We start from the raw sequence: 20,308 nt of genomic DNA on the forward strand, positions 1-20,308 counted from the left end.
CAGGCTCCAGCGACAGCTCGACCAGCGAGCCCACCGGCCCGCCGGCGCACAGCGCCGCATCGGCCAGCTCGAACAACGCGTCCGCCCGCGCGGTCAGGCACCCGTAGAACTCCTGCCGGAACTCGGACAGATCCCCCAGCGCGGTGGCCGCGCCGGCATCGTGCACACTGTCCATCGAAGCCCTTGGTCGTGATCTTCCTTCTGTCGCAAGAAGAATGATCAACCAAGGGCTTCACCCATGACCAACCGGGCACCCACTCAGACACCCGGACCTTAAAACTCAAGCTAAGGCGCGCGGGAACGGCGGCCGGGGCGCGGTGGACCTCGGCACCGCGCCGGGCCGGTCGGCAGGGGCGAGAACTTCCGTGCGCTAGTGGGAAAACCTCTCGGTGGGGGCGCGAACTTCCGTGCGCTAGCGGAAAACCTCTCGGTGGGGGCGCGAACCCCCGTGCGCTAGTGGGAAACCCCTCGGTGGGGCCGAGAACCCCCGTGCGCTAGTGAGAAAAGCCCATTGAGGTGCTCGCTGCGCGAAGTTCCTCACTGGCGAGAGGGAGTCGCTTGTCTGGGAGCGGATGCTGTCCGGCCCAAGCCGCAGCACGCGGGCGGGCAGGATCGGCTCCGCCGGTCAGCCCAGCGAAGCGCTGGCCGCGCGAAGCTCCTCCAGCGCGGCCACCAAATACTCCGCCGGATCAGCGTCATCCCCGCGGTCGCTCTCCGACCACTCGAAATAACCTCGCTTGAAAGCCAGCACCCCCAACTCGCTGGCAAGCGCCGCGGTCGCGTCGGGCAGACCGCGGGCGGTCAGGGCGGCAGTCATCGCCGCGGCGAGGCCGACGCTCTTCAGCGCGTCCCGTTCCTGGAGTTCCGTACTGGCCGCGACGGCAGCCTTCAGCCGAGGGGCGAGCTCCCGGTTCATCGGGCCCATCGCGGTCGCGGCGCGGCGCAGACCTCCCGCGACGGCTTCCAGCGGGCTGGCGTCGGCGGGTGCGTCGGCGATGCCCTCAGCGAGCAGTCGGCTCAGCGTTTCCTGTCCGGCCACCAGCAGCTCTCGCTTGTCCGGGAAATGCCGGAAGAACGTGCTCTTGGTGACGCCGGCGCGCTCAGCGATCTGCGCGACCGTCGTGGCGTCGTAGCCCTGTTCGGCGAACAGGTCGACAGCCGCCACGACCAGCCGTTCGCGCGCTCCGGGTTCCCATCGGGCCATAAAAACCATCCTATGTGATGAGACCTTTGTCCCGTCACGCTGGTAGCGTGTGACGGGACAAGAGTCTCATCACTGTGAGGGAGAAATCCATGCGCGTGTTCGTCACCGGAGCGACCGGTTTGATCGGCTCCGCTGTCGTCGCCGAACTGCTGGGCAACGGTCACTCCGTCCTCGCGCTCGCCCGGTCGGAAGCCTCCGCCGCGGCGGCCGAAAAGGCTGGCGCTGAACCGGTGCGGGGTGCGCTGGCCGACTTGGACGTGATCCGCGAGGCCGCGGCCAAGGCCGACGGGGTGGTTCACCTCGCCTTCGCCAATGCGTTCAGCAGCGACGAAGCCCTCGCGAACGCGGTCGCCGAGGAGACGTCGGCGCTCAAGGTGCAGGCTGAGGCGCTCGTCGGAAGCGACCGGCCGTTGGTCACGGTTTCCGGAACGCCGTATGCGCCGGGTCGCGCGTCGACCGAGGCTGATCCGGTTTCGACTGACGGGCCCGTCGGCGGGAGGGGGCGCACGGTCGCCGAGGTGCTGGGGTTCGCGGATCGCGGGGTCCGGACCTCAGCGGTACGCCTGCCGCGCACGGTGCACAACAACGGCGAGGGTGGGTTCGCCGGTCTGTTGACCAATATCGCCCGGCAAACGGGAGTGTCCGGTTACCCGGGCGACGGCACGCAGCGGTGGCCGGCGGTGCACGCGCTCGACGCGGCGGTGCTCTTCCGGCTCGCTCTGGAGAAGGCCGAGTCCGGTACGTCCTGGCACGCGGTCGCCGACGAAGGCGTTCGGGTCGCTGACATCGCGGCGGTGATCGGACGGCGGTTGGGGCTCCCGGTCGAATCGGTGCCGGAGGAGACTTACGGGCCGCTCGGTCCCATTTTCGCGACCGATCAGCCCTCCTCCAGTGCGCACACCCAGCAAGCGCTCGGCTGGGCGCCGAAACACCCCGGCTTGTTGGCGGACCTGGAGAACCTTCAAGGCTGATTTTGCGGTTCCGGCAAAGAACCTTGTCGTTCGACGCGTTCAGCGGAATCGTGAACGGCGGAGGTGGTAGCGAAAATGGCTCCGTCCGGAAAACCCGAAGCACCACAGGACGCGCAGTTCTGGGAAGACCTCTACCGCAGTCGTGAGCAGGTCTTCAGCGGCGAGCCCAACGGCGTGCTCGTCACCGAGGTCGAGGGGCTGCCGCCGGGGCAGGCGTTGGACGTCGGGTGCGGCGAAGGCGGGGATGCGCGGTGGCTGGCCGCGCGCGGCTGGCAGGTGACGGCGCTCGACATCTCGCGCACCGCGTTGCAGCGGGCGGCCGCCGCGCACGCCGGGATCGCCTGGGTGTGTTCGGATCTGGCCGCGAGTCCGGTTCCGGCGAGGGCGTTCGACCTGGTCAGCGTCCAGTATTTCCCGCTCCGCCACGACGACGGGGTGGTGCGGAAGCTGCTCGACGCGGTCGCGCCCGGCGGGACCTTCCTTTTCGGCAGTCACGACCCGCGCGACCTGGGGCCGGAGCACTCCGGCTACTGCCAGCCCGACGACATCGCGCGGGTTCTCGGCGACGAGTGGACCGTCCTCGTCAACGAGAGTCGGCCGCGGGTGTCGCCTGCTCCGCCAGGGACGGGGCACACTCGCGACACCGTCCTGCGCGCCCATCGGACCAGCTAATATCGGAATTAATATTCCGCACTGCGAACATCCCGGTTTACCATGCGGGAATGAGCAACGACGCCCTCCTCCAGCGGCTTCGGGACGACCTCGGCCCGGCCGCGGTGCTCACCGACGCTGACGTCACCGACGCCTACGCGCGCGACATGATGCCGCTCGCTCCCTCGGGGAAACCGCTGGCGGTAGTGCTTCCGGCGGATACCGCGGGAGTGCAGGCGGCTGTCCGTGCCTGTGCCGAAGCGAGAGTCCCCATCGTGCCGCGCGGGGCGGGCAGCGGGCTTTCCGGCGCGGCCAATGCGATCGACGGCTGTGTCGTGCTTTCGCTGACGAAGCTGAACGAGATCGTCGAGGTCGACGCGGGCAACCGGCTCGCTGTCGTGCAGCCGGGCGTCGTCAACCTCGACTTCCGGACCGCCGTCGAGAAGCACGGCCTGTTCTATCCGCCCGACCCCTCCAGCTACGACTGGTGCACCATCGGCGGCAACCTCTCCACCAACGCCGGCGGCCTCTGCTGCGTGAAATACGGCGTGACCACCGATTCGGTGCTCGGCCTCGAAGTCGTGCTCGCCGACGGATCGCTGCTGAAAACCGGCCGCCGCACGGTGAAGGGCGTCGCGGGGTACGACCTCACCAAGCTGTTCATCGGCAGCGAGGGCACGCTCGGCGTCATCACCCAGGCGACCGTCTCGCTGCGGCCGCTGCCGCAGGCCCCGGCCACTTTTGTCGCCGGGTTCAACACCACCGAGGCGGCCGGCGAGGCGGTCGCGCGGGCGGTGCGCGAGGGGCTGGTGCCGTCGCTGCTGGAGATCATGGACGCGGCGTCGATCAAGGCGTCCGAGACCTATCTCAACACCGACCTCGGCGCGGGCTCGGACTGCCAGGCCCTGTTGCTCGGCCAGTCCGACGCGGGCGGCGAGGCGGCTCGGCGCGAACTGGCACTGCTCGAGCAGATCTGCACCGACTGCGGCGCGGACCTCGTCTACGCCACGGACGACCTCGAAGAGGGCAAGATGCTGCTGCAGGCCCGCCGCGTCGTGCTGACCGCGCTGGAGACCTACGGCGTCTGGCTCACCGACGACGTCAGCGTGCCCCGCACCCGGATCGCCGAACTGATCCGCGGCTGCGAACGGATCAGCGAGAAGGTCGGGCTCAAGATCGCCGTCGTCGGCCACGCCGGGGACGGGAACATGCACCCGACCATCGTGTACGCGCCCGATTCCGAGGACGAGTTCGCGCGCGCCCAGCAGGCGTTCGACGAGATCCTCGAGGTCGGCCTGTCGCTGGGCGGCACGGTGACCGGCGAGCACGGCGTCGGCAAGATCAAGCGCGAATGGCTCGCCCGCGAGATCGGCCCGGTCGGGATCCGCGTGCACCGGCAGATCAAAGCGGCCCTCGACCCGGAAAACCTCTTCAACCCGGGCTCGATGTTCTCGATGACCGACTGACCCCCAGCGCGGCCCCGGTGCGCGATGCGGAGGTCCGTGAGGGGAACCCTGAGGAACTCTGATTCCCTCAGGGTTCCCCTCACGGACCTCCGCGGGAGTGAACTCGCCCCATATCGCGCGCTACTGAGAAACCCGGCAACGACGAAGCGGCGTCCGGAAAGTCCGGACGCCGCTTCGGTCAGCCAAGAAAACTCAGTCGCGCACGCGCGGGATCTGCTGCGTGACGTCGGCGGAATCGTCGGCCGGACGAGCCTTCTTCTCGCGGCGGCTCTTCAGGTACTCGATGGCGATCGGCACCACCGACACCAGCACGATGAGGACGAAGATCGCGTCGACGTTGTCCCGGATGAAGCCGATGTTGCCCAGCAGCGACCCCAGCACGGTGATGCCCGCGGCCCAGAGGACGCCGCCGAGGACCGTGTACGTGAAGTAGCGCTTCGGGTCCATCCGGCCGATGCCCGCGATCCAGGTGATGAACGTCCGCACGAACGGCACGAACCGGGCCAGCACGACCGCCTTCGGACCGTGCTTCTCCAGGAAGCCGTGCGTCTTGTCGACGTACTCCTGCTTGAAGAACTTCGAGTCCGGCCTGCTGAACAGCTTCGGCCCGACGAAGTAGCCGAGGTAGTACCCCACGACGTTGCCCAGCAGCGCGGCGACCGTGACCAGCACGCACACCAGCCACAGCGGAGCCTTCAGCGTGCCGTTCGCGATGAACAGGCCCGCGGTGAAGAGCAGCGAGTCGCCGGGCAGCACCGGGAAGATGCTGCTCTCGATGAAGATGATCAAGCACAGCACGGCGATCACGGGCGCCGTCAGCCCGTTCAGCAGATGCTGCGGGTCCAGCCACGACGGCAGCAGGGACATGGTGGTCACTGTGTTCTGGGCGAGAATCACACCGAAAACGGTACAGGGTGACTCACGGTGGCCTCATCGGGCAAGGAATCGCAGGTCATCGGTGTGGGATCGGGGTTAAGAACTCGGCCCGGGAGTGCCCGCGGGAGTGGCCGTCCGGGCAACCGGGGCGGATCAAAGGCCTCAGATCAGCGTAAGCAGGCCGATGACGGACCCGGCGGCCAGTCCCAGCAGCACGGCCAGCAACAGGACCCAGTGCGCGGGCAGGGGGCCGCTCTGCGCCGCCTGGACGGGACGGCGGACGGTCGCGTCGCTGGCCCCGACCGGCGGGATCGAGCCGGTCGTGCCGGGCGAGGTGTAGTCGGCCGCGTCGAGGGCGGCGCGTTCGCGGGCGAGCGAGTCCGCACCCGCACCGGACAGCAGGCCGTAGTTGGGCGGCAGTTCGGTGGTCGGGCCGGTCTGCGACGGCGCGCCAGTCTGGGCCGAGGCGCCGAACGACCCGGTGCCGGACGCCGGAGCGGGACCAGCGGCCGGAGCGGCGTTGAAGGAGCCGGTTCCTACGGCACCAGGGCCGGAAATGCCGGGACCACCGGCCGCGCTGAACGAACCCGTGCCGGAAGCACCAGGCTGGACCGCGCCCTGCGCACCGGTCCCGGACCCAGCCTGCTCGTCGACCGGGTTCGCCACGACGTGCGGAGCGAAGACGGCTTGTGCACGCAGCGCGTCGGCCAGTAACCGTTCCGGGTCTTTCGGCTCGCTCATCCGCTCCGTCCGCCTGTCGAAGTGCTAGCTCGTCACGTACTCAAGGTAGCCCGGCCCGCCTCGGCCACCCATTCGCCCCGGTGCAGCACCCTGGACGGGCGAAGGTCGTCGTCCAGGATCACGGCGTCCGCGGCGAGGCCGGGACGCAGCGCACCGGTGCGGTCGGCGATGCCGAGCAGTTCGGCGGGTCGCGCCGACGTCGCCCGGACCGCGTCCAGTACGTCGAGTTTCGCACCCTTCACCAGGTTGCGGAAGGCGTTGTCCATGGTCAGCGTGCTTCCGGCGAGTGAACCGTTGTCCAAGGTGGCGACGCCGTCGTGGACGTCGACCGCCAGCCTGCCGAGGGTGTAGCGGCCGTCGGCGGCGTCGGTGGCCGACATGGCGTCGGTGATCAGCACCGTCCGGCCGCGGCCCGCGTGCTGCGCGGCCAGCCGCACGACGGTCGGGTGCAGGTGCACCAGGTCGCAGATCAATTCGACCGTCACGCGCTCGTCGTCGAGCAGCACGCCGACCGGGCCCGGCTCGCGGTGGTGCAGCGGGCGCATGCCGTTGAACAGGTGGGTGGCGACCGTCGCACCGGCGTCGATGGCCGGAACCAGCTGGTCGGCGACCCCGTCGGTGTGGCCGATCGCGGCGATCACGCCCGACTCCGCGAGCTGCCGGACCGCCTTGACGCCGCCGTTCAGCTCCGGTGCCAGCGTGACCATCCGGATGGAGCCGTGTCCGGCGCGCAGCAGCTTCTCGACAGTGCCGGTGTCCGGTTCACGCAGAGTGTCCGGATCGTGCGCGCCGCAGCGGGCGCGCGAGATGAACGGGCCCTCCAGGTGGATGCCCGCGAGGTCGCCCTCCTGCACGAGTTCGCGCAGCGCCGCGATCTGCTCGGTGAGCAGGTCGATCGGGTCGGAGACCAGGCTCGCGAGCATGGTCGTGGTGCCGTGGCGGCGGTGGGCGCGGACCGCGGTGCGGATCTCGTCCGGGTCGAGCGTCGAGAACGAGGCGCCGCCGCCGCCGTGGCAGTGGGTGTCCACGAAACCCGGCACGACCAGCGCCCCGGCGACGTCGACCGTCGCGGCGTCCGGGCTGCTCGGGGGCGTGCCGGTGCCTACCGCGGCGATCTGTCCGCCGGACACGGCGAGCCAGCCGTCGTCGAGTACGCGGTCCGGGGCCACGACGCGGCCGCCCGTGATGACGAAGTCTCCGGGGTGCTTCACGCGGTCCAGCATATATTGGTCTGGACCAGAGAGGGCCGACCAGCGCGAGATTGGTCCGCCCAGGTCACTGGGGCGGCTGCATCGCCTTCTGTAACGCCTCAAGCGCTCGGCTGGCGGTTGACTTCACGGTGCCCTTCGAAATGCCCGCGGCTTCCGAAATCTCCGCTTCGCTCAGCCCGCCGTAGTAGCGCAGCACGAGCACCTCGCGCTGGCGCGGCGGAAGCTTCGACAGCGCGTTGACCACGGCCTGGTGCTCGCTGGAAAGCATCGCGAGGCTTTCCGCGGACCGGGCGTTCACCGCGTGCGGGGGCACGTACTCGCGCGCGGTCTTGCGCCGCCGCAGCACGCTGCGCGATCCGTTGACCACCGCGGTGCGCAGGTAGCCGACCGCCGCCGCGGCGTCGCGCAGCCTGCCCCAGTTGCGGTGCAACCCGGTGAAGGCCTCCTGCACGACGTCCTCGGCCGTGGCCGGCTCGTCGACCAGCAGGATGGCGAGCCGCACGAGCCGCATCCGGTGCTGCCGGTAGAGGTCTTCCAGGTTCAACGGGGCGGTCGGCGGCTGCGCCGGGACCGGCCCGTCCATGGTCCGCAGGTGGCCGAGGGTCGCCTCGACGCTGCGTTCCGCGTTCCCCTCCAGCATGTATCCCCGCCTGTCCTCGACGTGTCCGCTCAGCAGGCCCGTTGGCGCGCGATGGGCTCAGCGTGCACACAGGTTCCGCCCGCGCCCAGCCTATCGGGTCGGCGTTGCGCTGCCACCGCTCGCATGGTGCGTCCGCCCGGCGGTCACCGGTAGCGTCTGCGGCGTCACCGTCGTGTTCACCCCGGGAGTAAGCGCATGGCCTGGTACCTCGTCGAAATCCGCTACGTCCAGGAGAAGCTGGCCGACGTCCGGCCGCGGCACCGGGACTACCTGAAAGAGCACGTCGAGGCAGGCCGGGTCGCCGTCGCGGGTCCGCTCGCCGACAACTCCGGCGGCCTGGTGCTCTGGCAGGCCGAGGACGAGGCGGCGCTGGCCGAGCTGATCGACAACGACCCGTACGCGCTCGAGGGCGTCGTGGCCGAGCGCACTGTTCGCGAGTTCAAGCCGGTGCTCGGCGATTGGGTTCCCCCGCAGAACTAAAGCTCCGGATGCCAGGGACTTAAGCCGCGCGGCCTCAGGCCCGGTTCCGCGAGTACGTGAGGGGAACCCTGAGGGAATCAGAGTCCCTCAGGGTTCCCCTCACGTACGACAACACCCCCGCTCCCGGAGCGAGCCGATCTTGCCCGCCGGTCGCGCGGCTTAAATCCTTGGCGTTGGGCTAGAGCTCCAGGACGGCGGGCCCGCGGTCGACGCAGATCCGCACCCGCCCGCCGTCTTCGGCCGTCACCTCGCAGGTGCCGCAGAAGCCCTGTCGGCACGAGTACGGCACGTCCGGCAGCACCTCGCGCACCACGTCGAGCGTGGAGCGGTCGGCGGGCACGTCGAGGGTGTGCCCGCTGCGGCGCAGGACCACGCGGAACGGCTCGCCGTCCACGATCGGCGGCGGCGAGAACCGTTCGAAGTAGACCGAGGCGTTGCCCGTGCGGGCCAGGTCGACGCGGACGCCGGTGATCATCGGCACCGGGCCGCAGCAGTACACCGAAGCGCCGGCGGGCATTTCCTCCAGCAGCTCCGCGCCGGACGCCGGGATGCCGAATTCTTTGTCCGGCCGGATCCGCACCCGCTCGGCCGGGAGCTCGTCGAGGAACGGCATCGACTCCCGGTCGCGGCCGGTGTAAACCAGCCGCCAATCCGCGCCGCTCGCCTCCGCGCGGTGCACCATCGGCAGGATCGGCGTGATCCCGATTCCGCCCGCGATGAAGTGGTACGCGGGCGCGGCGACGAACGGGAAAGCATTGCGCGGACCGCGCACCGTGACGCGAGTTCCGGCAGTGAGCGCGTGCACCTCGGCGGACGCGGAACCGAGGCGCCGCACGGCAATCCGGTAGTGCGACAGGTCCGAAGGCGAGCCGCACAGCGAGTACTGCCGCACTTCCCCTGAAGGCAGCATCAGGTCGATGTGCGCGCCTGGACGCCAAGCGGGTAGCGAAGTTCCGTCCGGACGCACGAGACGCAGGCTGACCACACCGTCGGCCTCGGCGCGCACGGCGTCGACGACCAGCGGCAGCCGCCGGTCGACATCCTGCACCGGCGGACGCCGTCGACCGGAAATCTCCGCCAGCCGCCGGTAAGTCGCGGTGACGGCGACCAAAGTGGACATCAGCCGGTCGCGTCTGCCGCTGCCGTCGAGCCGGGGCGGGAACTGCGGTGCGGTCATCGCGGAGCGTCGGCGGCCTTGGCCGCGGGCGAACTCGCCAGGTACGCCACCGCCTGGTCGGTGTTGCCGGTTTCGGTGGGGTGATAGGACTTCCGGAAGTACGGCCGGATCTCGTGCAGCAGTTCGCGCGGTCCCGGCAGCAGCCCCTGGCGGGCGGCGCGCCGGTAGGCCCGCCAGCTGGTGCGGCCAGGGCGAGTCGGGTCGTTCTTCATCAGAAATCGCGTCCCGCGAAGGAAAACCCACGCCAGCACCGGCGTCACCACGAGCATCGAACGCACTCGCCGACCGTAGCGGCCGTCGAGGTGGCAGAACAGGTCGTAGGCCACCGAGCGGTGCTCGACTTCCTCGGCGCCGTGCCAGCGAAGGAGATCCAGCATCGTCTCGTCCGCGCCTGCCGCGTCGAGTTCCTTCGCGTCGAGGATCCACTGGCCGAGAAACGCCGTGTAGTGCTCGATCGCCGCGACCAGCGCGAGCCGTTCGATCAGCCACTCCCGGCTCGATCCGGGCCGGTCGCCGAGCAGCCGCCGGAACATCCACTCCATCTGCGCGATGTACGGCCGCACGGAAACCCCGGCGGACTCCAGGTGTTCGGCCGCGCCGTCGTGCGCCTCGGCGTGCATCGCCTCCTGGCCGATGAACCCGAGCACGTCCTCCTTGAGCCGCTCGTCGCGGATCAGCGGGACGGCCTGCTTGAACACCTCGACGAACCAGCGTTCGCCTTCGGGCAGCGCGAGATGGAGCACGTTGATGCTGTGCGTGGCCTGCGGCTGCCCGGGAATCCAGTGCATCGGCAGCTTCGACCAATCGAACTCCACGTCACGGGCGTGGAGCACGATCTGTTCGTGGTCGGCACTCATGACCGGCCGCTCAGTTCGTAGTCGCTCGGCTCGACGCGGCGGGTCTCCAGCCAGTACCGCCAGGTGAAGCCCGGCCAGATCGTCCGGTTGACGCCCTTCGCGTCGAGGTACCAGCTCTTGCAGCCGCCCTGGGTCCACACGCCCTTGACGAGCTTGTCCTGGATCTGTTCCTGGAACTCGTCCTGCACCGACGGCCGGACGTCGAGCGCCGCGGCGCCGCGCGAGTCGGCCAGCCGGATCGCGTCGACCACGTAACGGGACTGCGATTCGATCATGAACACCACGGAGTTGTGGCCGAGCGCGGTGTTCGGGCCGAGCAGGAAGAAGAGGTTCGGGAAGCCGGACACGGTGATGCCCTTGTGCGTCTGGATTCCTTCGGTGGACCAGGTTTTCGCGAGATTGCGGCCGCCGACGCCGGTGATGTCGAGGTACTCCAGCGCGTCGGTCACCTTGAAGCCGGTGCCGTAGACGATCGCGTCGACCTCGTGCTCGACCCCGGCGGTGTCGACGATGCTGTGCGCGCGCACCTCGGCGATACCGTCGGTGACGACATCGACGTTCGGCCGGTCCAGTGCGGGGAAATAGTCGTTCGACAGCAGGACGCGTTTGCAGCCCATCGTGTAGTCGGGCGTGACTTTCCGGCGCAGCGCGGGGTCTTTGATGCCCTTCGCGATGTGCCTGCGCGCGAGAACCTCGGCGGCCTGCATGAGTTTCGGATGCCCGTTGAACCCGATCGCGCGGGATTCGAGCATCCAGTACAACGCGTTGCGGTACAGCCGCTGCGTGCCCGGAACGCGCTTGAACAACTGCCTGGCCCAGCCCGGCATCGCGTGGTCCGGCTTCGGCATGATCCACGGCGGCGTGCGCTGGAACAGCGTCAGTTCGCCGACCTCGGGCGCGATCTTCGGCACGAACTGCACCGCGCTCGCGCCGGTGCCGACCACCGCGACCCGCTTGCCCGCCAGGTCGAACTCGTGGTTCCACTGCGCCGAATGCCAGGTCTGGCCCTTGAACTTGGCGATCCCCGGCAGTTTCGGGATCTGCGGGATGTGCAGGCCGCCGACGCCGGCGACGAGGAACTGCGCGGAAAACTCGGCACCGCCCTTGGTCTCGATCGTCCAGCGGCGTTCGCCCTCGTCCCAGTGCGCGCCGGTGATTTCGACGCCGAAGCGAATCCGGTCGCGGAGTCGGTAGGAGTCGGCGACGCCCTTGAGGTAGTCGAAGATCTCCGGCTGCGGCGAGAACGACCGGCTCCAGTCCGGGTTCTGCGCGTAGGAGAACGAGTACATGTGCGACTGCACGTCGCACGCGCAGCCGGGGTACGAGTTGTCCCGCCAGGTGCCGCCGACCTCGTCGGCCTTCTCCAGGATCACGTAGTCCCGGATGCCCGCTTTTTCGAGCTGGATCGCCTGGCCGAGCCCGGAAAACCCGGTGCCCACGATCACGACCTTGAACCGCTCGGTCATCTTGTCGGCCTCCGCTGCGCTGGGGGTCTGGCAGCGTTGATGTTACCTCAGGTAACAGTTACTTGAAAGTACTTCCTACTCGTCAGTACCACTCGGCAGCCGGTAGACCACCAGTGTCTGCTCCGGTCGCTCGGCCACGTGGAACGCGGCGTGCGACGCGGTGACCACGCCGAGCCTGGGGTGTCGAAAGCGCTTGTGACCTGCGTGGCTGAACTGGATTTCGTAGTGCGGCCACCACTCGCGCACCTCGGGGCTGGCCTCGGTCAGCTCGGCCACGAGACGGGTCACGCGCGGGTGCTCGGGATGCCGTCCGGCGATCGCCCGCAGCCGGGCCAGGATGTTGCGCGCCTCCTGCTCCCAGTCGACCAGGACCTCGCGGGCCGCGGGCTCGGTGAACATCCAGCGGACGACGTTCGCCCCCGGGCCGATGTTCCGGAACAGCTCGGCGGCGGCATCGTTGTACGCGAGCAGGTCGTAGCAGATGCCGGTGACGTACGCGGGGTTGTCGCCCAGCATCGCCGGGACGCCCGCGACCTCGGGCGCAGCCTCTTCGGGAGCGTCCTCGGACGTCTTCCCGCCGTCGGCGAGGCGGCGCAGGTGCTCCTGTTCGGCGCTGGTCAGCCGCAGTGCGCGGGCCAGGGCGTCGAGCACCTGGTCGGACGGGCGGACGGCGCGGCCCTGCTCGAGATAGGTGAGCCAGGTGGCGCTGATTCCGGCGAGCAGGGCCAGCTCCTCGCGGCGCAGCCCGGGCGTGCGGCGGCGTCCGGTGATCGGCAGGCCCGCGTCGGCCGGGGCGATCCGCTCGCGGCGGCTGCGCAGGAAAGTGCCCAGTTCGACGCTCACCCTAGAACCTCCAGTACCAGAATAAAGCGATTCTGGATACCAGCTTAACGGCGCGCGAGGCTTGTCGTATGCGAGCTTGGACTGTTGCTTCACAAGACGACGACCTGCGCCTCTCCGAGGTCCCGGAGCCTTCTCTCCAAGGCGGCGGCGTGGTCGTGGAGGTACTCGCCGCGCACCTCCCGGCGTACACAAAGGCGGTGGTGACGGGTGGTCGCGGCGGCCTGCTGACCCCGCTGATCCTTGGCCCCTCGTGCATCGGACGCGTGACCGACGTCGCGCCGGACGTCTTCCATGTCGCGCCCGGCGACGTCGTCCTGGACACGGCGTTGCTCAACGCGGGCGATGGCGACGAGATCCTGGTCGGCTGGGTCGGCCTTGGCGGTTCCGGCGGCAGTGAACGCACGGACCGTATGCGCGAGGTGTGGCGTGACGGGGCCTTCGCGGAGAAAGCGTTGTGTGCCAAGGAAACGATGGTCAAACTGCCCGATGCCGAGAATTACCCGGACCCGGCGCGGCTGGCGTTTTTGCCGTGGCTCTGCGTTGCCGCCGCGGGACTGCGCACGGCAGGTCCGCTGGCCGGGCGGGATGTCGCGGTGATCGGCGCGACCGGTCAGATGGGCGGCGCTGCGGTGATGCTGGCGTTGGCGGAAGGCGCGGCGACGGTGACGGCGGTGGGCCGCAACAAGGTGGCGCTCGACCGGCTGGCCGAACTCGGCCCGCGCGTCCGCACCCACCAGCTGACCGGCGATCGCACGACGGACGCGACGGCGATCGGCCCGGTGGACATCGCCCTAGACACCCTCGGCGCCACGCCCACGGCGGACGCGACGATGGCCGCCTACGACAGCCTGCGCGTACGCGGCACGCTGGTGCTCGTCGGCGGCGTACGTCAGGACCTCACCATTCCGTACAGCGACTTCATGCACCGCAGGCTCACCTTGCGCGGCTCCTGGATGAGCGACGACGAGACGGTGACGAGGGTGTGGAACTTGGTCCGCTCAGGCGTGCTGGACCTGTCCGCAGTGGAGCTGCTGAAGGTGGGCTTTGACGACCCGGAAAGCGCGCTTGACCTGGCAGAACGTACTTCCGGGCTGAGCTTTGTCGCCCTGGTGCCTTAGTAGGTGCCGCCGAGTTTCGAGTGGTCCCAGCTCGCGATCTTCGTCGGACGCAGGATCAGCCCGAGCCGCTTCGGGGCCTGCCGTTCGATGAAGGTCCGCAGCTCGTCGGGCACCGGCGCGCCCGGTTCGGCCCCGGAGTAGCGCATCATCAGCGCGATCCCCATCGCCGTGACCTGGTCGGTGTCCTCGACGAACTCGACGTCCGCCTCGAAGGAAAGCCCGCGCAGCTGGTCGTACGCGTCGCCGCTTTCGATCAGCACCGTCGCCTCGGGCAGCCGGCGCAGGTTCTTCGCCTTCTGCGAGGTGCCATACGTCCACGTCGCGACCCCGCCCTCGTGCGGGTAGTACCAGAGGGCGGTGAGGTGCGGCCTGCCGTTCGGGCCGACCGAGGCCACGTTGATGACCTTCTGCTCGGCCAGGTAGGCCTGCACCTCGTCCGGAGTCATCCGGATCTGGTCGCGACGGGACATGGCGCTCCTAGCTGTGCTTCGTGGCCGCGCGCCCGCCGTGGCCGTTGACCGACGACTCGAACGCGCCGCGCTCCTCGACGTCCTTCAGCGCGGCCCGGTCCGCCGCCGGCACCCGGGTCCGCGCGCCCAGTTCGACGATCGGCGGCAGGAACGAGCGCAGCAGCTTCAGGCCGCCGACCCAGCGTGGCACGTGGATCGTCCTGGCGCGGCGCAGAATCCCGGCCTCCAGGTCGTCGAGCGCGACGTCCAGCGGGTAGGTCTTGCCGAGCAGGCCCGGCATGCCGGAACGCAGCTTGCCGAACACGGGGTGCGCGTCCGCGCTTTCGACCAGGTCGGTGCGGATCCAGGTCGGGTGCGCGACGCCGACCTTCACGCCGAGGTGCGCGACCTCCGCGCGGAGGCTGTTGCAGAACGCCTCGACGCCCGCCTTCGCCGCCGCGTAGTTCGCCATGCCGGGCGCGTGCGTGATCGCCGCGAGCGAGGAAATGCCGAGCAGGTAGCCGCGGCGTTCGATCACGTGCGGGAGCGTGACGCGGAACGTGCGCCACACGCCGAGCAGGTCGACCTCGATCACCCGCTCGAACGCGGCGCGGTCCACCGAGCGCACGAAACCGGCGGTCGCGATGCCCGCGTTGGCGATGACGATGTCGATGCCGCCGAAGTGCTCGACCACGCCCTCGGTGACGCGCTCGAGGTCGTCCCAGCTGGTCACGTCGGCTTCCCAGGACTTCGCGCTCGGCCCGATCCGCTTGGCGACCGCCTCCTGCTCGGCGGCTTCGAGCCCGACGAGCGCGACCTTGGCTCCGCGCGCGGCGAGCCGCTCGGCCAGGCCGGCTCCGATCCCGCGAGCGGCTCCGGTGATGAGCACGACCTTGCCGTCGACCTGCTTCTGAGCCACGGTGCCCTCCTGAGCCGGTTTTGCCTGTCCGGAGGGCACCGTACAACAACCTACCCGCAGTAAGCTACTGTTCGGTAAGTATCAGTTCGACGCTTCGCCCAAAGCGGTGAGTTCGGCGTCGGTCAGGGTCAGCTCGACCGAAGCGAGCAGGTCAACGAGCTGCTCCGGGGTCCGCGCGCTGGCGATCGGCGCGGCGACGGTCGGCTGCTGACGGAGCCAAGCGAGCGAGACGCTGGCGACCGAGGCGTTGTGCGCGGCAGCCACCTCGTCCAGTGCGGCGAGCACTCGTTCGCCGCGGGCGTCGAGGTAGGCCAGTGCCCGCGGAGCGCGCGGCGAGTCGCCCGGCTCGTCCTTCGAGCGGTACTTGCCGGTGAGGAATCCCTTGGCCAGCCCGAAATACGGCAGCGTCGCCAGTTTTTCGCGGGCGACGAGCGGGGCCAACTCTCGCTCGTAGTCGCGTTCGACCAGGTTGTAGTGCGGTTGCAGGGCCACGTATCGAGCGAGGCCATTCTGGTCCGAAATGGACAGTGCGGAGGCGAGGCGGTCCGGCTCGTAGTTGGACGCCGCGATGTGGCGGACCTTGCCGTCGCGCACGAGCTGGTCGAACGCGGCGAGGGTTTCTTCCTGCGGAGTGTCGAGATCGTCCACGTGTGCGTAGTACAGATCGATGTGGTCGGTTCGCAGGCGGCGCAACGATTCCTCGGCTGCCGCGGCGATGTTCTTAGCGGAGAGGCCGGGTCGCTGGTCTCCGCCGCCGACCTTGGTGGCGAGGACGATGTCGTCGCGGCGGCCGCGCTTGGCGAACCAGTTGCCGATGATCGTTTCGGAACCGCCACCGCCGCCATAGGTGTTGGCGGTGTCGAGGAAGTTCCCGCCGGCCGCGGTGTACGCGTCGAGAACAACGAATGACGCGGGTTCGTCCACGGTGTTGCCGAAGACGTTGCAGCCGAGGTTGAGGCCGTGGATGTCCAGTTCCGTAGTACCGAGCTTGGTCATGCTTTCGAACCTAATCCGGCCGGGACGGGAGGAAAACCGGGTTATCGCGCGTTGGGCGGGTTATGGCTATCGAACTGGGCAAGCTAGGCGTTTGGCGGATGTCGACCCAGCTGGACGGCGCGTTCGCCGCCGAGCTGGAGAAACTGGGTTACGGCACGGTCTGGCTCGGCGGTTCCCCCGGCGGCGACCTGGCGATCGTCGACGAACTGCTGGCCGCGACCGAGCGGATCAAGGTCGCCACCGGGATCGTCAACATCTGGGCCGACGAGCCCGAGAGCGCCGCGCGGGCGTTCCGCCGCATCGAGGACAAGTACCCGGGCCGGTTCCTGCTCGGCGTCGGCGCGGGCCACCGCGAGCACACACAGGAGTACAAGAAGCCGTACGCGGCGCTGGTCGAATACCTGGACGCGCTCGACGCGGCCGGGGTGCCCAAGGAGTCGCGGGCGCTGGCCGCGCTCGGCCCGAAGGTGCTCGAACTCGCCCGCGACCGCACCGCCGCCGCGCACCCGTACCTGACCACTCCGGAACACACCCAGGCCGCGCGGGAGATCCTCGGCTCCGGGGCGCTGCTCGCGCCCGAGCAGAAGGTCGTCTTCGACACCGATCCGGAGCGGGCGCGCGAGACCGGCCGCAAGACTGTGCAGTTCTATCTCGGGCTGTCCAACTACACCGCGAACCTGCGCAAGCACGGCTTCTCCGAGGAGGACATCGCCGGGAAGGGCAGCGACCGCCTGATCGACGCGCTCGCCGTCCACGGGGACGGAAAAGCGCTGGCCAAGGGCCTGCGGGCGCACCTCGACGCGGGGGCTGACCACGTCAGCGTGCAGTCGCTGGACGACGATCCGTTCCCTGCCTACCGGGCAATCGCGGCGGAGCTCCTCTGAATCGCTCCAGTCGGTTTCGTCTCGTGTGAGGTAGGACCGGTCGGCGCGACCGGTCCACCTCGTACGATGCCGCTGTAGAAGCCAGTCGTCTCGAGGAGGAACCGATGCCCATCGCCACCCCCGAGGTGTACGCGGAGATGCTCGACCGGGCGAAGGCGAACGAGTTCGCCTACCCGGCCATCAACGTGACCTCGTCGGAAACCGTGAACGCCGCGATCCGCGGGTTCGCCGAGGCGGAGAGCGACGGGATCATCCAGTTCTCCACCGGCGGCGCGGAGTTCGCGTCCGGGCAGAAGGTGAAGGACATGGTTGTCGGCGCGACCGCGCTGGCCGAGTTCGCTCAGGTGGTCGCGGCGAAGTACGACGTCAACGTCGCGCTGCACACCGACCACTGCCCGAAGGACAAGCTGGACGGTTTCGTCCGCCCGCTGATCGAGATCTCCGCCGAGCGCGTCCGGAACGGCGGGCTGCCGCTGTTCCAGTCCCACATGTGGGACGGTTCGGCCATCGACCTCGACGAGAACCTGGACATCGCGCAGGAACTGCTCGCCAAGGCCGCGGCGGCGAACATCATCCTCGAGGTCGAAATCGGCGTGGTCGGCGGCGAGGAAGACGGCGTCGAAGCGGAGATCAACGAGAAGCTGTACACCGCCGAGGGCGACTTCCTGAAGACGATCGACGCGCTGGGCGCCGGCGAAAAGGGCCGTTACCTGCTGGCCGCGACCTTCGGCAACGTGCACGGCGTGTACAAGCCGGGCAACGTGAAGCTCCGCCCGGACGTCCTCAAGGGCGGTCAGGAAGCGGCCGCGAAGAAGCTCGGCCTGGACGCCGGCTCGAAGCCCTTCGAGCTGGTCTTCCACGGCGGCTCGGGCTCCCTCCCGGAGGAAATCCGCGAGGCGGTTTCGTATGGCGTGGTGAAGATGAACGTGGACACCGACACGCAGTACGCGTTCACCCGCCCGATCGCGGACCACTTCTTCAAGAACTACGACGGAGTGCTGAAGATCGACGGCGAGGTCGGGAACAAGAAGGTCTACGACCCGCGCAGCTACCTGAAGGCCGCGGAAGCGGGCATGGCGACCCGGGTGGTCGAAGCTACGCAGGCGCTGGGCTCGGCTGGGCAGAAGCTGGGCTGACGGGGTTTTTCTGGTGGGGAGGCCGTCTCGATCTTTTGGTCGGGGCGGCCTTCTTGGGTTCGCCCGCGAGAAAGCTCTTCGCTGCATTTCTGAAACGGCCATAGGGGTGATTTTCGGGTACTCCGGCGGGCCTTTGCGCTGCACTCCGGTCATAGTGTGATCGGAGGGTCACGGTGTGCAGGGGGTGCGATGAGTGGGTTTGAGGTCGTGATCGATGCGATCGAGAAGTCCTCAGTAGCCGCGAAGCGGTCGGCAGACGGTGCGCAATCGGTTGATCTGGCGGGCACTCTGGTTGGCGTCGCACAGGGATTGCCTGGCGGGACGGCAATCGAGGCGGCGCGGATGCTCGGCGATATGTGGGGGCGCGAGCTGCTTGCCTGGACGAAAAACATGGACGAATACGCCGACCAGCTTATTGCCGCGGCTCGTCGGTACCGCACAGACGATCAGGCGGCAGCGCATGATCTGCGGGTAATCCCTGTACACGGTGGGCCGAGGCCGGTCTGATGGTCGCGTGGGCGGACGTACGGCGCTGGAACACCGCGGCGATCGGCGGAGTCTCCGACGCTCTTAACCAGCGCTGCAACCAGTTGCTCGCGTTAAACGACGATGTGGAGAACGCGGCGAAGTTCGACGGCTGGACAGGCGATGCCGCAGGTGCTGCCTCGGCCAGGGGCAACTCGCTGATCTCGACTCTGGAGCAGCGGGTAGCCGAAGTGTCCGCCGTCCGTCGAGGAGCTCACGAGGCGCAAATCGCGGTCGAGCGCATCGCGGCGGTGGTAGCCGAGACCGACGAGCTGGCCCGGACGAACTCGTGGGTGATCGGAGGCGACGGCGCGGTGGTCGCTCCACCGACATCCGGCCAGCCTCCACCCCCGGACGTTGCGGCGCAGCGAGAGAAGATCCGGGTCGAACTCGTGGACCGGGTCGAGCAGATCCTTCGCCGGGCGAACGACGTAGACGCCGACCTGGCCGCGATCATGACTCGGGCTCTGCGTGGCGAGATAACCGAGCGGGACGCGGGCACGCTTGCTCAGGCAGCCGCTGCGGGCACCGCGCAAAGCGGGCTCTCGATCATCGGCCCGCCCGCAGGCGGAACTCCGGGTGACAACAAAGCTTGGTGGTACAGCCTCTCTGACACCGCTAAGGCTGCCGTTCTGCGGGATTCGCCTGATCTGGTCCGCAACCTGGACGGCATCCCGATCGTGGATCGGGATACGGCCAACCGGGCGGTGCTTCATCGGGAGATCGACAAGCTCCAGGCAGAAGCGACCGAAGTCTCCAGAGCCAATCCGAACGACCCTCGTTCCCCACACCAGGCCGACTGGCCGGGCAAGGAAAAGTTCGACGAGATCGCGGGGAAACTCAATGGCCTTCGTGCGATCGAGGAGCGGCTCAATAACATCGGCCCGGGCGGGAAGCAGACTTTCTTGATCGGCTTGGACGCCAGCGGGGACGGCAAGGCGATCGTCTCGGTGGGCAACCCGGACGCGGCGAAGAACGTCGCCACCTACGTTCCCGGTACTGGCGCGGAACTCGGCAAGATCAAAGGCGAGATGGATCGGTCTGACCGCATGTTCGACTCGGCGGCGAAAGCTGGGTCGCCGTCTACGGCGGTGGTCTCCTGGGTCGGTTACGACGCACCGGACGATGTGGTGCCCAACGCGATGAGCGGTGACTACGCGGACAACGCGAAGAAGGACCTCGACCGCTTCCAGGACGGGCTCCGTGAGACCCATCAGGGTGCGCCGTCACACAACACGATGATCGGCCACAGTTACGGCACTACCGTTATCGGCCATGCCGCGCGCGACGAACACCTCAATGTCGACGACATCGTTTTCGTCGCCAGTCCCGGCGTCGGTGTGAACCAGGCCAGTGAACTCGGGATTCCGGCAGAGCACGTTCACTCCACCGTAGATCCGCACGATCCGATCCAGCTCGCGCCCGTGCACGGCATCGAGCCGCAGAACTTCAGCGATGCCAACACATTCAGCGCGGGACCAAGCAATCCGAAGCAGAGCACCGAAGGGCCGTGGTACGCATTCGGTTACAACGCAGCCGCTCACTCGATGTACTGGGATCCCGGCAACAAGGCGCTCAACAACATGGGACGCGTCATCGCCGGCCAACCGACCTTCTAACTGTGAAGAGCCGCCGGGAATCCACCACTGTGATCTATCTGGCGGCAGTCGCCGTCCTGACGTGGTCTCTGACCGCGTG

The 20,308-nt window shown here is 68.7% G+C and carries 21 protein-coding genes; 9 read left to right on the forward strand and 12 right to left on the reverse strand.

The window, feature by feature from the left end:
• Positions 1 to 625 precede the first annotated feature (625 nt).
• Positions 626 to 1,204: a TetR/AcrR family transcriptional regulator gene (locus tag ACFORO_RS14995; RefSeq protein WP_377868078.1), complete on the reverse strand. Its 579-nt coding sequence runs from the start codon at positions 1,202 to 1,204 to the stop codon at positions 626 to 628.
• An 89-nt stretch (positions 1,205 to 1,293) separates the two neighbouring features.
• Between ACFORO_RS14995 and ACFORO_RS15000 the strand changes: the two genes are divergently transcribed.
• The 3 genes from ACFORO_RS15000 to ACFORO_RS15010 all read left to right on the forward strand — a co-directional run bounded on the left by ACFORO_RS15000 (position 1,294) and on the right by ACFORO_RS15010 (position 4,292).
• Positions 1,294 to 2,175 carry an SDR family oxidoreductase gene (locus ACFORO_RS15000; protein WP_377868077.1) on the forward strand — a complete coding sequence of 294 codons (882 nt, stop codon included), beginning with the start codon at positions 1,294 to 1,296 and terminating at the stop codon, positions 2,173 to 2,175.
• 75 nt (positions 2,176 to 2,250) lie between these two features.
• The gene (locus ACFORO_RS15005) at positions 2,251 to 2,847 is read left to right on the forward strand and encodes a class I SAM-dependent methyltransferase (RefSeq protein WP_377868076.1); all 597 of its coding nucleotides are present in this window, start codon (positions 2,251 to 2,253) and stop codon (positions 2,845 to 2,847) included.
• Positions 2,848 to 2,897: 50 nt separating this feature from the next.
• Entirely contained in the window at positions 2,898 to 4,292 is a 1,395-nt protein-coding gene (locus ACFORO_RS15010; protein WP_377868075.1) for an FAD-binding oxidoreductase, read from the forward strand.
• A gap of 192 nt (positions 4,293 to 4,484) precedes the next feature.
• Here ACFORO_RS15010 and ACFORO_RS15015 read toward each other — a convergent pair whose 3' ends face one another.
• The 4 genes from ACFORO_RS15015 to ACFORO_RS15030 all read right to left on the reverse strand — a co-directional run bounded on the left by ACFORO_RS15015 (position 4,485) and on the right by ACFORO_RS15030 (position 7,760).
• Positions 4,485 to 5,189 carry a DedA family protein gene (locus ACFORO_RS15015; protein ID WP_354740791.1) on the reverse strand — a complete coding sequence of 235 codons (705 nt, stop codon included), beginning with the start codon at positions 5,187 to 5,189 and terminating at the stop codon, positions 4,485 to 4,487.
• Between the two features lie 141 nt (positions 5,190 to 5,330).
• A complete protein-coding gene (locus ACFORO_RS15020) occupies positions 5,331 to 5,909 on the reverse strand; it encodes a hypothetical protein (protein ID WP_354740792.1) in 579 nt (192 codons plus the stop codon).
• A gap of 32 nt (positions 5,910 to 5,941) precedes the next feature.
• Positions 5,942 to 7,132 carry an N-acetylglucosamine-6-phosphate deacetylase gene (gene nagA, locus ACFORO_RS15025; protein WP_344266539.1) on the reverse strand — a complete coding sequence of 397 codons (1,191 nt, stop codon included), beginning with the start codon at positions 7,130 to 7,132 and terminating at the stop codon, positions 5,942 to 5,944.
• Positions 7,133 to 7,184: 52 nt separating this feature from the next.
• On the reverse strand, positions 7,185 to 7,760 hold the full coding sequence (locus tag ACFORO_RS15030) for a SigE family RNA polymerase sigma factor (RefSeq protein ID WP_051172562.1): 576 nt from the start codon (positions 7,758 to 7,760) through the stop codon (positions 7,185 to 7,187).
• A gap of 195 nt (positions 7,761 to 7,955) precedes the next feature.
• On the opposite strand from ACFORO_RS15030, the gene ACFORO_RS15035 reads away from it, so the two are divergent.
• Positions 7,956 to 8,240: a YciI family protein gene (locus ACFORO_RS15035; protein ID WP_344266529.1), complete on the forward strand. Its 285-nt coding sequence runs from the start codon at positions 7,956 to 7,958 to the stop codon at positions 8,238 to 8,240.
• Positions 8,241 to 8,418: 178 nt separating this feature from the next.
• Here the strand turns inward: ACFORO_RS15035 and ACFORO_RS15040 are convergent, their stop codons facing one another.
• From ACFORO_RS15040 to ACFORO_RS15055, 4 genes are all read right to left on the reverse strand, one after another.
• Entirely contained in the window at positions 8,419 to 9,417 is a 999-nt protein-coding gene (locus ACFORO_RS15040) for a PDR/VanB family oxidoreductase (RefSeq protein ID WP_377896572.1), read from the reverse strand.
• Positions 9,414 to 10,274 (reverse strand): metal-dependent hydrolase, encoded by an 861-nt coding sequence (locus tag ACFORO_RS15045; RefSeq protein ID WP_354740796.1) that lies wholly within the window; start codon positions 10,272 to 10,274, stop codon positions 9,414 to 9,416. The genes ACFORO_RS15040 and ACFORO_RS15045 overlap by 4 nt, the downstream gene beginning before the upstream one ends.
• Positions 10,271 to 11,740, reverse strand: a complete 1,470-nt coding sequence (locus ACFORO_RS15050) for a flavin-containing monooxygenase (protein WP_354740798.1) — start codon at positions 11,738 to 11,740, stop codon at positions 10,271 to 10,273. The genes ACFORO_RS15045 and ACFORO_RS15050 overlap by 4 nt, the downstream gene beginning before the upstream one ends.
• A 75-nt stretch (positions 11,741 to 11,815) precedes the next feature.
• Complete coding sequence (locus ACFORO_RS15055) at positions 11,816 to 12,583, reverse strand: helix-turn-helix transcriptional regulator (RefSeq protein WP_377868073.1); 768 nt, start codon at positions 12,581 to 12,583, stop codon at positions 11,816 to 11,818.
• Positions 12,584 to 12,651: 68 nt separating this feature from the next.
• Between ACFORO_RS15055 and ACFORO_RS15060 the strand changes: the two genes are divergently transcribed.
• The gene (locus ACFORO_RS15060; protein ID WP_377868072.1) at positions 12,652 to 13,701 is read left to right on the forward strand and encodes a zinc-binding dehydrogenase; all 1,050 of its coding nucleotides are present in this window, start codon (positions 12,652 to 12,654) and stop codon (positions 13,699 to 13,701) included.
• Here ACFORO_RS15060 and ACFORO_RS15065 read toward each other — a convergent pair.
• From ACFORO_RS15065 to ACFORO_RS15075, 3 genes are all read right to left on the reverse strand, one after another.
• On the reverse strand, positions 13,698 to 14,171 hold the full coding sequence (locus ACFORO_RS15065; RefSeq protein WP_354740804.1) for a pyridoxamine 5'-phosphate oxidase family protein: 474 nt from the start codon (positions 14,169 to 14,171) through the stop codon (positions 13,698 to 13,700). The genes ACFORO_RS15060 and ACFORO_RS15065 overlap by 4 nt on opposite strands.
• A 7-nt stretch (positions 14,172 to 14,178) precedes the next feature.
• Positions 14,179 to 15,069, reverse strand: a complete 891-nt coding sequence (locus ACFORO_RS15070; RefSeq protein WP_377868071.1) for an SDR family oxidoreductase — start codon at positions 15,067 to 15,069, stop codon at positions 14,179 to 14,181.
• 81 nt (positions 15,070 to 15,150) lie between these two features.
• Positions 15,151 to 16,065, reverse strand: coding sequence for an aldo/keto reductase (locus ACFORO_RS15075; RefSeq protein ID WP_377868070.1), 915 nt, complete (start codon positions 16,063 to 16,065; stop codon positions 15,151 to 15,153).
• 62 nt (positions 16,066 to 16,127) lie between these two features.
• Here ACFORO_RS15075 and ACFORO_RS15080 point away from each other — a divergent pair, with 62 nt between their 5' ends.
• The 4 genes from ACFORO_RS15080 (at position 16,128) to ACFORO_RS15095 (ending at position 20,229) form a co-directional block, all read left to right on the forward strand.
• Complete coding sequence (locus ACFORO_RS15080) at positions 16,128 to 16,949, forward strand: LLM class F420-dependent oxidoreductase (RefSeq protein WP_377868069.1); 822 nt, start codon at positions 16,128 to 16,130, stop codon at positions 16,947 to 16,949.
• A gap of 104 nt (positions 16,950 to 17,053) precedes the next feature.
• A complete protein-coding gene (fbaA, locus tag ACFORO_RS15085) occupies positions 17,054 to 18,085 on the forward strand; it encodes a class II fructose-bisphosphate aldolase (RefSeq protein WP_354740812.1) in 1,032 nt (343 codons plus the stop codon).
• 189 nt (positions 18,086 to 18,274) lie between these two features.
• Entirely contained in the window at positions 18,275 to 18,592 is a 318-nt protein-coding gene (locus ACFORO_RS15090; protein WP_377868068.1) for a hypothetical protein, read from the forward strand.
• Positions 18,592 to 20,229 (forward strand): alpha/beta hydrolase, encoded by a 1,638-nt coding sequence (locus ACFORO_RS15095; protein WP_377868067.1) that lies wholly within the window; start codon positions 18,592 to 18,594, stop codon positions 20,227 to 20,229. The genes ACFORO_RS15090 and ACFORO_RS15095 overlap by 1 nt, the downstream gene beginning before the upstream one ends.
• Positions 20,230 to 20,308 lie beyond the last annotated feature (79 nt).

The sequence above is a fragment of the Amycolatopsis halotolerans genome (genome assembly GCF_042647905.1).
GTDB lineage: Bacteria > Actinomycetota > Actinomycetes > Mycobacteriales > Pseudonocardiaceae > Amycolatopsis > Amycolatopsis halotolerans.

Bases quoted from the DNA above. Each gene is read 5' to 3' on its own strand.
- ACFORO_RS15060 (WP_377868072.1), top strand. From the start codon at position 12,652: ATGCGAGCTTGGACTGTTGCTTCACAAGACGACGACCTGCGCCTCTCC.
- ACFORO_RS15095 (WP_377868067.1), top strand. From the start codon at position 18,592: ATGGTCGCGTGGGCGGACGTACGGCGCTGGAACACCGCGGCGATCGGC.
- ACFORO_RS15040 (WP_377896572.1), bottom strand. From the start codon at position 9,417: ATGACCGCACCGCAGTTCCCGCCCCGGCTCGACGGCAGCGGCAGACGC.
- ACFORO_RS15035 (WP_344266529.1), top strand. From the start codon at position 7,956: ATGGCCTGGTACCTCGTCGAAATCCGCTACGTCCAGGAGAAGCTGGCC.
- fbaA (WP_354740812.1), top strand. From the start codon at position 17,054: ATGCCCATCGCCACCCCCGAGGTGTACGCGGAGATGCTCGACCGGGCG.
- ACFORO_RS15030 (WP_051172562.1), bottom strand. From the start codon at position 7,760: ATGCTGGAGGGGAACGCGGAACGCAGCGTCGAGGCGACCCTCGGCCAC.
- ACFORO_RS15020 (WP_354740792.1), bottom strand. From the start codon at position 5,909: ATGAGCGAGCCGAAAGACCCGGAACGGTTACTGGCCGACGCGCTGCGT.
- ACFORO_RS15000 (WP_377868077.1), top strand. From the start codon at position 1,294: ATGCGCGTGTTCGTCACCGGAGCGACCGGTTTGATCGGCTCCGCTGTC.
- ACFORO_RS15005 (WP_377868076.1), top strand. From the start codon at position 2,251: ATGGCTCCGTCCGGAAAACCCGAAGCACCACAGGACGCGCAGTTCTGG.
- ACFORO_RS15065 (WP_354740804.1), bottom strand. From the start codon at position 14,171: ATGTCCCGTCGCGACCAGATCCGGATGACTCCGGACGAGGTGCAGGCC.
- ACFORO_RS15050 (WP_354740798.1), bottom strand. From the start codon at position 11,740: ATGACCGAGCGGTTCAAGGTCGTGATCGTGGGCACCGGGTTTTCCGGG.
- ACFORO_RS15010 (WP_377868075.1), top strand. From the start codon at position 2,898: ATGAGCAACGACGCCCTCCTCCAGCGGCTTCGGGACGACCTCGGCCCG.
- ACFORO_RS15045 (WP_354740796.1), bottom strand. From the start codon at position 10,274: ATGAGTGCCGACCACGAACAGATCGTGCTCCACGCCCGTGACGTGGAG.
- nagA (WP_344266539.1), bottom strand. From the start codon at position 7,132: ATGCTGGACCGCGTGAAGCACCCCGGAGACTTCGTCATCACGGGCGGC.
- ACFORO_RS14995 (WP_377868078.1), bottom strand. From the start codon at position 1,204: ATGGCCCGATGGGAACCCGGAGCGCGCGAACGGCTGGTCGTGGCGGCT.
- ACFORO_RS15090 (WP_377868068.1), top strand. From the start codon at position 18,275: ATGAGTGGGTTTGAGGTCGTGATCGATGCGATCGAGAAGTCCTCAGTA.
- ACFORO_RS15080 (WP_377868069.1), top strand. From the start codon at position 16,128: ATGGCTATCGAACTGGGCAAGCTAGGCGTTTGGCGGATGTCGACCCAG.
- ACFORO_RS15075 (WP_377868070.1), bottom strand. From the start codon at position 16,065: ATGACCAAGCTCGGTACTACGGAACTGGACATCCACGGCCTCAACCTC.